The sequence below is a fragment of the Brevibacillus brevis genome, assembly GCF_031583145.1.
In the GTDB taxonomy this organism is placed as follows: domain Bacteria; phylum Bacillota; class Bacilli; order Brevibacillales; family Brevibacillaceae; genus Brevibacillus; species Brevibacillus brevis_E.
Genome location: NZ_CP134050.1, coordinates 5,671,243 through 5,684,068, shown reverse-complemented (window position 1 = coordinate 5,684,068; position 12,826 = coordinate 5,671,243). Strand labels below are relative to the sequence as shown.

At 52.4% G+C, this 12,826-nt stretch carries 14 protein-coding genes; all 14 read left to right on the top strand.

Going from position 1 to position 12,826, the window contains the following annotated elements:
* Positions 1-17: 17 nt before the first annotated feature.
* The 14 genes from metK (at position 18) to fliW (ending at position 12,822) form a co-directional block, all read left to right on the top strand.
* Positions 18-1,229, top strand: a complete 1,212-nt coding sequence (gene metK / locus RGB73_RS28075; RefSeq protein WP_310766609.1) for a methionine adenosyltransferase — start codon at positions 18-20, stop codon at positions 1,227-1,229.
* Positions 1,230-1,408: 179 nt separating this feature from the next.
* Positions 1,409-2,515, top strand: a complete 1,107-nt coding sequence (locus RGB73_RS28070; protein WP_310766607.1) for a polysaccharide deacetylase family protein — start codon at positions 1,409-1,411, stop codon at positions 2,513-2,515.
* Positions 2,512-3,654 carry a sensor histidine kinase gene (locus RGB73_RS28065; RefSeq protein ID WP_310766605.1) on the top strand — a complete coding sequence of 381 codons (1,143 nt, stop codon included), beginning with the start codon at positions 2,512-2,514 and terminating at the stop codon, positions 3,652-3,654. Before RGB73_RS28070 ends, RGB73_RS28065 begins: the two co-directional genes overlap by 4 nt.
* A 32-nt stretch (positions 3,655-3,686) precedes the next feature.
* The gene (locus RGB73_RS28060; RefSeq protein ID WP_310766603.1) at positions 3,687-4,394 is read left to right on the top strand and encodes a response regulator; all 708 of its coding nucleotides are present in this window, start codon (positions 3,687-3,689) and stop codon (positions 4,392-4,394) included.
* Between the two features lie 133 nt (positions 4,395-4,527).
* Positions 4,528-4,902: a glycosyltransferase family protein gene (locus RGB73_RS28055; protein ID WP_310774583.1), complete on the top strand. Its 375-nt coding sequence runs from the start codon at positions 4,528-4,530 to the stop codon at positions 4,900-4,902.
* 330 nt (positions 4,903-5,232) lie between these two features.
* Positions 5,233-7,176, top strand: coding sequence for an ATP-dependent helicase ComFA (locus RGB73_RS28050; RefSeq protein ID WP_310766600.1), 1,944 nt, complete (start codon positions 5,233-5,235; stop codon positions 7,174-7,176).
* On the top strand, positions 7,173-7,943 hold the full coding sequence (locus RGB73_RS28045; protein WP_310766597.1) for a ComFC family protein: 771 nt from the start codon (positions 7,173-7,175) through the stop codon (positions 7,941-7,943). The genes RGB73_RS28050 and RGB73_RS28045 overlap by 4 nt, the downstream gene beginning before the upstream one ends.
* An 85-nt stretch (positions 7,944-8,028) precedes the next feature.
* Positions 8,029-8,457 carry a TIGR03826 family flagellar region protein gene (locus tag RGB73_RS28040; RefSeq protein ID WP_310766594.1) on the top strand — a complete coding sequence of 143 codons (429 nt, stop codon included), beginning with the start codon at positions 8,029-8,031 and terminating at the stop codon, positions 8,455-8,457.
* A 118-nt stretch (positions 8,458-8,575) separates the two neighbouring features.
* A complete protein-coding gene (flgM, locus tag RGB73_RS28035) occupies positions 8,576-8,851 on the top strand; it encodes a flagellar biosynthesis anti-sigma factor FlgM (protein WP_310766591.1) in 276 nt (91 codons plus the stop codon).
* 40 nt (positions 8,852-8,891) lie between these two features.
* A complete protein-coding gene (locus RGB73_RS28030) occupies positions 8,892-9,383 on the top strand; it encodes a flagellar protein FlgN (RefSeq protein WP_310774581.1) in 492 nt (163 codons plus the stop codon).
* 12 nt (positions 9,384-9,395) lie between these two features.
* Positions 9,396-10,874 (top strand): flagellar hook-associated protein FlgK, encoded by a 1,479-nt coding sequence (gene flgK, locus RGB73_RS28025; RefSeq protein WP_310766588.1) that lies wholly within the window; start codon positions 9,396-9,398, stop codon positions 10,872-10,874.
* A gap of 15 nt (positions 10,875-10,889) precedes the next feature.
* Positions 10,890-11,792, top strand: a complete 903-nt coding sequence (flgL, locus tag RGB73_RS28020) for a flagellar hook-associated protein FlgL (RefSeq protein WP_310766586.1) — start codon at positions 10,890-10,892, stop codon at positions 11,790-11,792.
* 21 nt (positions 11,793-11,813) lie between these two features.
* The gene (locus RGB73_RS28015; protein WP_310766583.1) at positions 11,814-12,392 is read left to right on the top strand and encodes a DUF6470 family protein; all 579 of its coding nucleotides are present in this window, start codon (positions 11,814-11,816) and stop codon (positions 12,390-12,392) included.
* A 13-nt stretch (positions 12,393-12,405) separates the two neighbouring features.
* Positions 12,406-12,822, top strand: coding sequence for a flagellar assembly protein FliW (gene fliW / locus RGB73_RS28010; protein WP_310766580.1), 417 nt, complete (start codon positions 12,406-12,408; stop codon positions 12,820-12,822).
* The last annotated feature ends 4 nt before the right edge of the window (positions 12,823-12,826 follow it).

The window sequence follows — 12,826 nt, the reverse complement described above, 5'->3', positions numbered from 1 at the left end:
AAGGAGGTAATTTTCTCATGGCTTTGCAAAAAGGTCGTCGTCTGTTCACATCTGAATCCGTAACAGAAGGTCATCCGGATAAAATTTGTGACCAAATTTCCGATTCGATTCTCGATGCCATCCTGTCCAAAGATCCAAACGCCCGCGTCGCTTGCGAAACATCCGTAACGACAGGACTCGTGCTGGTTGCCGGTGAAATCACCACAAACACGTACGTAGACATCCAAAAGCTGGTTCGCGAAACCATTCGCGGCATCGGCTACGACCGTGCGAAATTTGGTTTTGATGCGGATACGTGCGGCGTAATCACCGCTATCGGCGAACAGTCCGCTGACATTGCACTCGGTGTAGACCAAGCCCTGGAAGCGCGCGAAGGCCAAATGACCGACGCTGAGATCGAAGCGATCGGCGCCGGCGACCAAGGCCTGATGTTTGGCTTTGCTTGCAACGAAACACCTGAGCTGATGCCGCTGCCGATCAGCATGGCACACCAATTGGCTCGCCGCCTGACCGAGGTGCGCAAAAACGACACCCTGCCGTACCTGCGCCCGGACGGCAAAACACAAGTAACCGTTGAATACGATGGCGATAAGCCGGTTCGTATCGACACGATCGTTATTTCCACCCAACACGCTCCTGAGACCACTCTGGAGCAAATCAAGCAAGACTTGATGGAGCATGTGATCAAACCGGTCGTTCCGGCTGAGTTGCTCGATGCTGACACCAAATACTTCATCAACCCGACCGGCCGCTTCGTTATCGGCGGACCTCAAGGGGATGCTGGACTCACCGGCCGCAAAATCATCGTGGATACGTACGGCGGTTATGCTCGCCATGGCGGTGGCGCGTTCTCCGGTAAAGATCCGACCAAAGTGGACCGTTCCGGCGCGTACGCAGCGCGCTATGTAGCGAAAAACATCGTGGCTGCAGGCCTGGCTGACAAATGCGAAGTCCAAGTGGCTTATGCAATCGGGGTAGCTCAACCTGTTTCCATCGCGGTAGATACATTTGGCACCGGAACCGTTTCCGAGGAAGATCTGGTGAAACTGGTTCGCAAACACTTCGACCTGCGTCCTGCCGGCATCATCAAGCAGCTTGACCTGCGTCGTCCGATTTACAAACAAACAGCAGCGTACGGTCACTTCGGCCGCAATGACCTGAATGTTCCTTGGGAGCAAACAGACAAGGCAGAAGCCTTGAAACAAGATGCTGCCTCTTTGGCGAAATAAGAATCGGTCAAGATAAGAGCCTAGTCTAGACGCTAGGCTCTTTTTGTTGATCCAGCTTCCTCAGCCATTTATTGGGGATCGCTCCTGCAAAGGATTTTGTTGGACGATGTCGAATCATTATTGAGTCAAAAGTATAAACATCGTGGATACTTCTCCTGATTCAGCAGGAAAACGTTCCTTTGGATGCGGGCCGTTCATCTTTGAATGGGCCGGGCATCAACAAGGGTTTTCCTCCAGGGAGAGGCAAAGGGGAGCAGGGAGGGGTTTTTTTGAATAATAGGAGTCTCTCCCTTACTGTATTTGTTACCTTTTTGCTAGCTGTACTAATCATTGGATACATAGGAAATGCTCTCGAGACAAAAAAGAATGAACCGGAACTGCAACCTTTTCCCCATGTTGATACGTCTATAAGCACAAGGGAAGAGCAGGCTGCTGAGACAAACGTCACACCCTTAAAAAATGCAACGAGAAAACCGAAAATATGGTATAGCCATCAAGTGGTGGTACTCATGTATCACCATGTGTCAGAGAAATCCAAGCAACCATACGCCATAAAGCCTGAGCTTTTTGCTCGGCATATGTCCTTTTTGCATGAGAATGGATTCAATCCGATCACTCTGGATGAATTCACCGGATTTTTGCAAACAGGTGATCTATCCACCGCCAACGCCGTTTTCATAACTTTTGATGATGGTTATGAAAGCTACTACACAGACGCGTTTCCGATCCTCCGGCGCTACGGCTATCCGTCCGTTAATTTTATAATTGCGGACCGGCTGCGCGACGGGATGGATCGAAAACCAGAAAACATGACAACACCGCTTACTCGTCAGGAGGTAGCCGAAATGGCTGGAACAGGGCTGGCTGCCTTTGGTTCCCATACATACAGCCTGCACGACGCGGAAGAGAGAAATGAATGGGGAGAGCTGGGGCCTGAAACGGCTCCGGTATTTCGGGAGGATTTGCAACGGTTGGAAGTTGAACAGGAATACAGAGACCGCCTGTACGTGGACTTCAACATGTCCCGTGTCGGTCTTGGCGAATGGACGGGTCACCAGGTGGACGCGATTTCACTGCCATTTGGCTACACCAATACCATTGTAAGGGAGACTGCCCGGCAAGCCGGCTACCGCTTTGTATTTACTTCCACACCAGGAGTGGTAAAAAGGGGCACAGACCCGTTTACCATCCCGCGATACGACGTGGGTCTCCCAAGTGTGGATGAAACAAGCCTCCATCAGCTGTTCACGAAAGCGAAAAACGAGTTTGAAGGAGAGCAATCATGAACAAAGCGATTGACATAAGCGTGCTCGATGGAGTCATTAAACGAACGATTGAAACAGTGGAGACAAGCAAAGATCAAATATTTGATATAGCAGAAAACGCAAGACAGCAAGGAAATTCCCTCAAGCTCGATCTGCACGAGCTGCGGGAAGAAATCTCAAAAGTCATACAAAAGGTGGATGCGCTGGAGCTGGCATATCGCAAGTCCCGCAACCGCCTTGTGTTGGTGAGCCGAAATTTTCACCAGTACACCGAAGAAGACATCCGGGTCGCCTACGAAGAAGCGAGCCGCATTCAGGTGGAGCTGTCCATATACCGGGAGCGGGAAAACAACCTGAAGCGCAGGCGAAACGATCTGGAGCGTCAACTCCGCACGCTGGAAGTGACAATTGAGCGTGCCGAAAAGCTGGTGTCCCAAATGAGTGTCGTGCTGGGGTACTTGACCGGCGATCTGAGCAAGATCGGCGAAGCGTTGGAGTCCGCCAAGCAGCATCAGCTCATGGGGCTGAAAATCATCCAGGCGCAGGAAGAAGAGCGCAAGCGGGTCGCGCGGGAAATCCACGATGGCCCGGCGCAGTCCATGGCGAACGTCGTCCTGCGTTCGGAGATCGTCGAAAGAATGTTGAAAAATGAGCGCATTCTGGAAGCGCAAATGGAATTGCACGAATTGAAGGAAATGGTACGCTTGAGTTTGGCCGACGTCAGAAGGATCATCTTCGACTTGCGCCCGATGGCTCTGGACGATTTGGGACTGGTACCGACTTTGCAGAAGTACATACAAACTTGTGAAGATCGGATCGAGTCTTCCATTGATCTGGTAGTATTTGGAGTGGAGCCTCCGCTTCGCAGCTCAGTGAAGGCTGCGATTTTCCGGTTGGTTCAGGAATGCCTGAACAATGTGGAGAAGCACGCGCGGGCCACATCCGTACAAGTAAAGCTCGAGTTCGTCCAGGATTCGCTGAGCCTCGTGGTGAAAGACGATGGCGTCGGATTTGATTTGGAACAACGAATGATGGGCGGCGGGTCCTTCGGTTTGCTGGGCATGAAGGAACGCGTTCAGCTGCTGGAGGGCAGTGTGGAAGTACAATCTGCGCCGAATGAAGGGACGAAAGTTATTTTCCAAATACCGCTAAAAATGTGAAAAAACACAGACCGTGTACAGGGGGATGAATCATGGATAAGAGACAGCAAGAGCTCCGCATTGTAATTGTGGACGACCATCAATTGTTCCGTGAAGGCGTTAAGCGTATTTTAGAAATGGAAGAGGATTTCAAGGTGGTCGGAGAAGGTGCGGATGGCGGCGAGGCTGCTACCCTGGCTGAAGAGCACAAGCCGGACGTGATGTTAATGGATATCAACATGCCGAACATCAATGGTGTCTCCGCGGCTGAGAATGTCATTTCCGTCAGCCCGACTACACGGGTAATCATGCTTTCCATTCACGACGATGAAGGGTACGTCTATCGCACGCTGCGTTCCGGGGCATCGGGATATTTGCTCAAAGAGATGGGGACAAGCGACCTGGTAGATGCGGTCCGTGTAGTGGCGAGTGGTGGCGCTTACATCCATCCGAAGGTAACGGGCAAGCTGATCGAGGAATTCCGCCGGTTGAGCGAGCAGGAAGGAGCGGCGGAGCGCAGTTTCTCGATCGACGATTCGCAGACGATCGATCCGAAAGTGATCGAGTCGCTCACTCGTCGGGAACGGGAAGTGCTGCAGCTGATGGCGGAGGGGAAGAGCAACCGGGCGATCGGCGAATTCTTGTTCATCAGTGAAAAGACCGTCAAAAATCACGTCAGCAGCATTTTGCAAAAGCTGAATGTGCAAGACCGCACCCAGGCGGTAGTCATCTCCATCAAAAACGGTTGGGTGAAATTGTAGCTGCTGGGTGCACTGCCGTCCATCCGTGATACTTGGGCGCTAGCCTATCCGCATCCGCAGAAACAGAGGCAGCAGAAGTGCACCGTGGCCAAGCTGTCCGGCATACCTTGTTACTAGAGGAGGTATGACCGTGATGGAAGAGATCCTTGTATGGCTGCTTGCGGCATATGGCTGCTCCTCTTTACTCGTGATGCTGGCTGACAAATGGGCAGATCGGATGAGCAGCAGCGCCGAACCGCCGCTAGAGCATTACCGGTTGTTGGTCCGCGATTCCGAACAAGTACTGGAGGCGGTCGTGCGGCGACTGCTGTTCCGTTCTTATTGGAGTGGCAAGCCTATTCGCATATCGTTGGTCGATTCAGGCTCCACCGATGACACGAGAAAAATAGCGAGTGTCTATGAACGCGATCCGTACTTCCTTCCTTTCCGGGAAGAGAGTCAGGATGAGCCGGAACCCCCCGGGATTGTCATCGACTTGCGGCAAGAAACGAAAGGAGCGCCGTCTTGAGCGCGTCTTTCGAGGATCCAAAATGAGGAAGAGCGCGATCATCTGGCGCTCTTTTTTCTTTGCACAGATAGGAATTGATAAAATTCCTATCCAGTATAAGGGCAACATAGCGAGACTTCGAACACAGTGAGATAGCGAGACTTGTGCCCTTTGGGTACATAGCGAGACTTCGAACACAGTGAGATAGCGAGACTTGTGCCCTTTGGGTACCGCGGCTTCGCCAAAAGGCATGGCGTAGCCAGGTTTTCTAACAGCAGGTGAAATATTTGCGGGACCTCCCTTTCTTTTTGCACACTGAGGGCAAGAGAACACGTCCGGGAGGGATCGCGCGTGCGAGAGTATTTGCTGTATATCAAAACCGGCGAAACGACGGCTATGCCGGCGCAGGCCTACGTCACGCCTTGTTTTGCGGTAGACCAATCATTTTGGCGGGAGCGGGAAGGCTGCCGTTTGCACGTCATCGGGAGGAGCCCCTCGCTCGCACTCGTCTTTTCACTCAGGGAAGCAGTGAATGCGCGCCTGCAGGAGCGGCGGGCGTCTTCGCAGCCGTGGAGCGAAGAGGGGCTGTCAGAGCTGAGGCAGCTGGCGGTAGCGAGGGTGCGGGAGGCGAACGCGCTATATGCGTGCGAGGCCGGCTCTGCAAAGCCGCTTGGTCGCACCTGGTTTACCTGGGAAGACGGGGAAGGGGCTGTACGTGCCTGTCGATCGGGTGAGCTTTGGCCGGAGTCAGCCCCGCTTGCCGATAGTCCCACTGCAGACACGTCGATTCGGGAGCTTCTTGCGGGTCGCGCTCTTCTCTGGGAAGAGCTTGTGACGTTGTTGGGAAAACAGGACGTAGCGATAGAAGAGCCTGATTTAATGGCGATGCTGCAGCGGATGGTGCTGGGGGAGAGGGCAGAGTGGCGGCCCGGAGTATGTCTTTCCGTTGCGAAAGGCTGGCGCAGGAGGCTCGACCTGTTTTGCGAGCGCTGCGGCAGCGGTCGGAGGACGATGGAGCTGACCGTCTGCCATACGTGCGGGCAAGGCTGCGCCTATTGCACCGCTTGTCTCGGAATGGGCAGGAGCAAGTGCTGCACGCCATACCTTTTGGTACCGGCTCCCCTGCTTTCGGCAGGAGAACAAGTAGAGGCGCGTCTGGCTGCCACCCTGGACTGGAACGGCAGCTACTCCCCAGCGCAAGCGGTAGCGGCAGAACAGGCGAGAAGGTTTGTCGCCGCCGGACGTCCCGGCTTGTCTCAATTTTTGATCTGGGCGGTGTGTGGCGCTGGGAAAACGGAGCTGTTATTCCCGTCAATAGCAGAGGCTTTGTCTGCAGGCGGGCGAGTTCTGATCGCGACTCCCCGCAAAGATGTGGTGCTGGAGCTGGCTCCGCGCATTCAGCGCGTTTTTCCTCACGCCCGCGTCATCGCGGTGCACGGCTCCAGCCCCGAGAAGTGGGAAGATGCGCAGATCACCATCGCGACTACCCATCAGGTCATGCGGTACTATCAGCGGTTTCCCCTGGTTGTACTCGACGAGGCGGACGCTTTTCCCTATCACAACAACCCGATGCTCTACAGAGCGGTGGCAAGGGCTGTGCAGCGGGGAGAGAAGCTGCTCTATCTGAGTGCGACACCCCCGCGCTATCTGAGGAAGAGCTTGGTCGTCAAAACGACGGGGATGCTCAGCCCGCTCTTCGCGCGACCGATGCTGAAGTCCGCCACGCATGTTCTGCTGCCAGGCCGCTACCATGGGCATGCTTTGCCTGTCCCGCAGGTAGTCACAGTCCAGGGGCTGCATAAGAGGCTGCGGACAGGCAGACCAATCACAGCGCTCCTGGAGCTCGTTCGGCGCTGCCTGGAATCAGAGCGTCAGCTGTTTTTGTTTGTCCCTCGCATTGAAGACGTGGACAGGGTCGTGTACTACCTGGCCTCGTTTTTTCCGGATGCAGCTCCATCCGTGGCGGGGGTGCATGCGGCGGATCCGATGCGCGAAGAAAAAGTCCGCGCATTCCGGGAAAAACGCTATCGGCTCATGGTGACGACCACGATCCTGGAGCGGGGAGTGACCATCCCGCGGAGCGATGTAGCCGTGATCGGCGCAGAGGCCCCGGTTTTTGATGAGGCATCGCTTGTGCAGATCGCCGGACGGGTAGGGAGGTCTGCTGACGATCCGGCAGGCACCGTGCTGTATTTGCAGGCGGATCGCGCTGCTTCGCCGCGAGCGGCGGTCCGCCAAATCAGGCGGATGAATCAGCTGGCCGATTTGCTTCGCGCAAGGGGGCAGCAGGCATGAGAGTAGATTCATGCGTCGGATGCGGCGGCCGAGCAGCCTCGCGCATGCGGGAGGCTATCGTACGAGGCCTGGCGCATCGTCTAGCCACCGCAGCCTGCTACCCCGTCATGTACCGATCTGTTGAAGCCCTTCCTTTGTGCACAGCTTGTCTGGAAAAGCTGCCGCTAATCGGGGATACGATTTGCCCGCAGTGCGGACGGGACGGCAAGACAGGTGAGTTGTGTCCGGATTGTCAAAAAATACCGGCGGAAACGCTTCAAAGCAACCGCAGTTTGCTCCGATATAATGAATGGGGAAAAGATCTGCTTGGCACGTACAAATATCGCGGGGAAGAACGACTGGCTTCCTTTTACGCCCAGCTTTTGACGATAGCTGTCCACCGTCACTACAAAGGGATACGGTTTGACTGCATACAGGCGGTGCCATTGCACCAGCAGCGTTTGCGGGAGAGAGGATTCAATCAGGTAGATCTGCTCGCTCGGCGTCTGGGCGACCGGATTGGGGTTCCTGTTCGCTCGTTGCTGCTCCGGACGAAAATGACGGAGAAGCTGAGCAAGCAGGCTGGACGATCCGCCCGTGAGAGCAGCATGGCGGACGCCTTTTCCTGGGCGGGCGAGAGCCTGAAGGGAAACGCCTCGGGCTGGTACCGAGTCCTATTGCTGGATGATATTTATACGACGGGATCGACTTTGCGCTCTTGCGCACATACGATCAGGGAACATGCAGGGACGCGGGGCAGCATCTATTCCTTGACGATCTATCGGTAGTCAGGTAGAAAAAATTGGGTTATCATGGACAACATAACGAGCTAGGTACGGTTGGAATATGTAGGGAGACTAAAGGGGTGTCATTATGTCTTTGGGCAAACTGGCAAACTGTTCACGTTGTGATGCACTTTTTGTACAAGCCGTTCGCGACATCTGTCAGAAGTGCTATCAGGAAGTGGAACAAGAATATGAGCGTTGCGCGCGTTATTTGCGTAAACGGGAAAATCGCGGATCCAACATTCATCAGGTGAGCGAAGCGACGGGTGTCAGCATCAAGCAAATCACGAAGTTTATCAAAGAAGGACGCATTTCGGTGGCCGGGAACCCGAATCTCGGGTATCCGTGCGAGAGCTGCGGCTTCATCATCCGGACGGGAAATCTGTGCGAATCGTGCATCAAAGGACTCAAGCACGAGATTACGCAGCAGCTCGAAGTCGAAGAGCGGCTCAAACAGGACGGCGGGGTCGACATGGCTGCCGCAGTTTATCGAAGAAAGGAAAATGTTGACGAATAGTTTTCCCGAAAAAACCTAATCCCGGATTTGAAAATTGCCGATGATACTACTAAGAAGTATCATCGGTTTTTGTTACAGACAATACTCACATCCGGTGGCTTGAGAGGATGGTTTTCACATGCGGATTCATGAACCCAATCGAATCGGAATGATGAATGCTTACAACAAGACGGGCAATGCCCAGGTAGGCAAGGCAGGAAAGATTGCGATGGGAAAAGACGAGGTCAACATCTCCCCGGAGGCAATGGAAATGCTGAAGCAAGTGGAAGATCCGGATTCCCCGCAGCGACGGGAGAAAGTGGATCTGCTGAAAAAGCAGGTAGAGGAAGGGACCTACCGGGTACCTAGCGAAAAGATCGCGGAGAAATTCCTGTCTTTTTGGAAAAACCGGTAAACAAGCTCTCTAGGGAAGACGAGGGAGAAACATGACGAAAATGGAGATGCTCTACGAACTGCTCGACAACTTGATCCAGCTCCACAAAGCCCTCTACACCTTGGCTGTGCAAAAGAAAGACGTGCTGATCAAAGGCAACGTCGATGAGCTGGTGGCGATTACCCGCCAGGAGCAAAAGCTGGTGAAGGGCATCACGGCAGCGGAGACAGCCCGTCTGAGTGTAGTGAGAGAGCTGACAGCCGAAAAAGGCTTCACCCTGCAGGATGGCACACTGGCAGAATTGATCAAGTTGACGATCAGTGCGGAAGAGAAGAGAAGGCTGACTGCCCTCCGAAATGAACTAAGCCGGATTGTTTTCGAACTGCGAGATGCAAACGAGCTGAATCAGCAGTTGCTTAGGCAATCCCTTTCTTTTGTCAACATGACGCTCGACCTGATCACCGATACGCCCGAGGACGAGTTCATTTACGGCAACCCGACCTCGGAAGGGTATCGTCAGGCAAGTCGGACTTTTTTCAATAAAAAAGCGTAAAGAGGTGTAGACATGCGTTCTACCTTTCATGGCATTGAAGTAAGCAAACGCGGACTGTTTGCGCAACAGTCCGCTCTCAATACGACAGGGCACAACATTTCCAATGCAAATACAGAGGGGTATAGCCGCCAGCGTGTGAACATGGAGACGACGACCGGTTTGCCATACGTGGGGATGTATACGAGTGTCGAGCCAGGCTTGCTCGGTACAGGGGTACAGGCTGACAGCATTCAGCGCTTGCGCGAAGAGTTTCTCGATATTCAATACCGCAACGAGTACAAGCGTCAAGGCTACTGGGATGCTCGCCTGGAGACGTTGGAGAAAATGGAGGGCATTATGAACGAGCCTTCCGATACCGGCCTGCAAAAGGTCATGGACCAGATGTGGCAGGCATGGCAGGACTTGGCGAAGGACCCGACGGACACTTCCGCTCGTGCGGTTGTAAGGGAACGCAGCAAGGCTGTCGCCGATACCTTCAATACCACTTACAAGCATTTGCAGGAAGTGCAGAGCGACCTGGACAACGTCGTCAACGTCAAGGCGCTGGAGATCAATTCACTGGGACAACAGATCGCCAGCTTGAACAACCAGATCGCCAATATCGTTCCGCACGGCTATCAGCCGAATGACTTGTACGATCAACGGGATGTTCTGCTGGACAAGCTCTCCAAGCTGGTCGACATCAAAGCGACGCAATCGACGAACGGCATGGTCAACGTCACTATCGAAGGCCGGGATTTCGTAAACGGCATGACCTCCCAGCCTTTTGCCACCCAGCAAAACCCGACAACGGGCTTGAGCGAGCTCACATTGGGCGGAGCAGCATTTACCCCGACCACAGGATACATGGCCGGAACCTTGGAATCGCGCGACCAAATTTTGCCGAACATGTTGAAACGGCTGGACGTTTTGGCTGTCAACCTGACCAAGGAAATCAACGATGTGCATCGTACCGGCGTCAGCCTGGCGGACATCAACAACGGCACGGCTCAAGGCTTGCCTTTCTTCGTAGATTCCAGCACGCAGACAGCCAACGGAGGCTACCCGAAAGGAGCAGCTACGATTGCCATCAATCCGGAAATCCTGAAGAGCTTGGACGCCATCGCTGCCGCGAAGCCGGAAGCCGGCTCCACTCCTGTCGGGAACAACGAAGCTGCACTTGCCATTGCCTCGATCAAATTCAAGGTAATCGCAGCAGGTACAGGGCCAAACGACCTGGCCGAGAGTTCTACGCTCGACAACTACTACCGCTACACCATTAGCCAATTGGGCGTCGATGCCCAGGAAGCGACACGCAACCAGGCGAATGCGGAAATGCTGGTCGGTACCGTAGACAACCAGCGCCAGTCGGTCTCCGGCGTATCCATCGATGACGAGATGGCGGAAATGGTGAAATACCAGCATGCGTACAGCGCATCCGCCCGCGTCATGACAAGCATGGACGAAATCTTGGACAAAGTCATCAACGGCATGGGCCGTGTTGGCCTCTAATAGGAGGGATAGGTCGTGTCAGTACGCGTAACCCAAAACATGCTGAACAACAATATGCTTCGCAATTTGCATAAATCGATGGGCAATATGGACAACCTGCAGCAGCAGCTGTCGTCGGGGAAAAAAATCAGCAAGCCCTCCGACGATCCGGTTGTGGCAGCTCGGGGGATGTTTTACCGTTCTTCCTTGATGGAGAATGATCAATATAAGCGAAATGTGGATGAAGCGCAGTCTTGGATGGATATGACGGATAGCACGATGGATGAAGTCGGGAATGTGATAAAACGTATTAAGGAATTGTTGGTTTACTCTGGAGACGGTGCAGTTTCCGCTCAAGACTTGAAAACAATGGGATCAGAAATCCAAGAGTTAAAAAATCATTTGGGAACGTTGGCAAATCAACAGGTTAATGGAAAGTATATTTTTTCCGGTACTGATACCAATAAGGCTCCATACGACCCTACTGCCAATAACGGGAAGGGTGACTTTGTTAGTACAAACAGTTCACCCATTAATTTAGAGGTGAGCCAAGGGATCTTTGTGACTTCAAACGTAAATGCTCAAAATATCTTTAACTATCCAGATAACAATAACAATATGTTTAAGGTAATTGATAACATCCTGAATGAATTGAACAGTGGTCGGACGGCAACACAGTTCCAGATACAAATCGACCAACAATATAACCAATTGCTTGCCCAACGGTCAGCGTTAGGGGCAAGCGTAAATCGTGTTGAACTGATAGCGGATCGTTTGGATACACAAGAGGTCAGTATCTCAGATCTGATGTCAAAGAATGAAGATGCAGATATGGCTAAAGTTATGACCAATTTAAAAGAGCAGGAGAGCGTACACAATGCGGCTCTAGGCGCGGGTGCACGTATTATCCAGCCCACATTGCTTGATTTTCTCAGATAACGATGATAAGGAGGGTGCCTGATGCAGATTCCACAGCTTCGAATGGAAAGCACATTTGCAAGGTTGGGATTGAAAATCCAAAAGCCAGTACAAGAGATAAAGCAGCCACATGCAGAGTTGAATCTGCGTCAGGTGCCAGCGGATCTGCGTATCGAGCAGGCAAAAACGGAGCTTACTATTGACTCTAGTAAAGCCAGAGCCAATATTGGGATTATGACTTCCATGCAATTTAGCGATAAAAATGTGGCTTACGCTCAAGAGCAATGGTTGCAAGCCATATCCGACAAGTGCCAGGAAGGCGACCGCCTCATGAAAATTTATACGAAAGAAAATGCGATTGCCGAGATTGGTAGAGAAAAGGGAATGCGAGTTTTGGAAGGAAGCTATACCCCACCTTCTCCGTCCAACGATGACGGTGTTGATGTCAATATCCAGCTGAAACCTGCAATAATTGATGTAAAGCGAAATGGAATGAGGATGGATCCCGTGACAAAAGCGCCGGAACATACTTATACCCCAGGTAAAGTCGAACCGTATATGTTACAATACAACAGCTTAAAGATTGAAGTAGTAGGCGGCTATTTTGATCGAATGATGTAAGTGAGGGGAAAACATGAATGCAAGTCAACAAATAGAATTGGGCAAACTGTTTTTTGAAGACGGAATCCCGGGGTTTTCTCAACTGCAGTTTTTTCAGCTTATACAAGAAGAAGATAGTCCATTTTATGTACTACAATCTGTTGAAGACAGTAATGTAAGTTTTTGGGTAATAAACCCTTTTTCTTTTTTTCCGGATTATCAATTCAATCTTTCCCCATCCATTAAAAATGCACTGAGAATCGATGAGGAAACATCGGTTGCCGTATTTAACATTGTGACGATAAGAGAAAGTGACCAGGTAACCGTAAATTTAAAAGCGCCAATCGTCATAAATCTGTCGAACCGCATGAGTAAGCAAGTAATCCTTCAAGAGGAAATCTATTCAATCCGTCAACCGTTGTTTGCGAAACAAGCCGCGGCCAAAGGATAGGGGA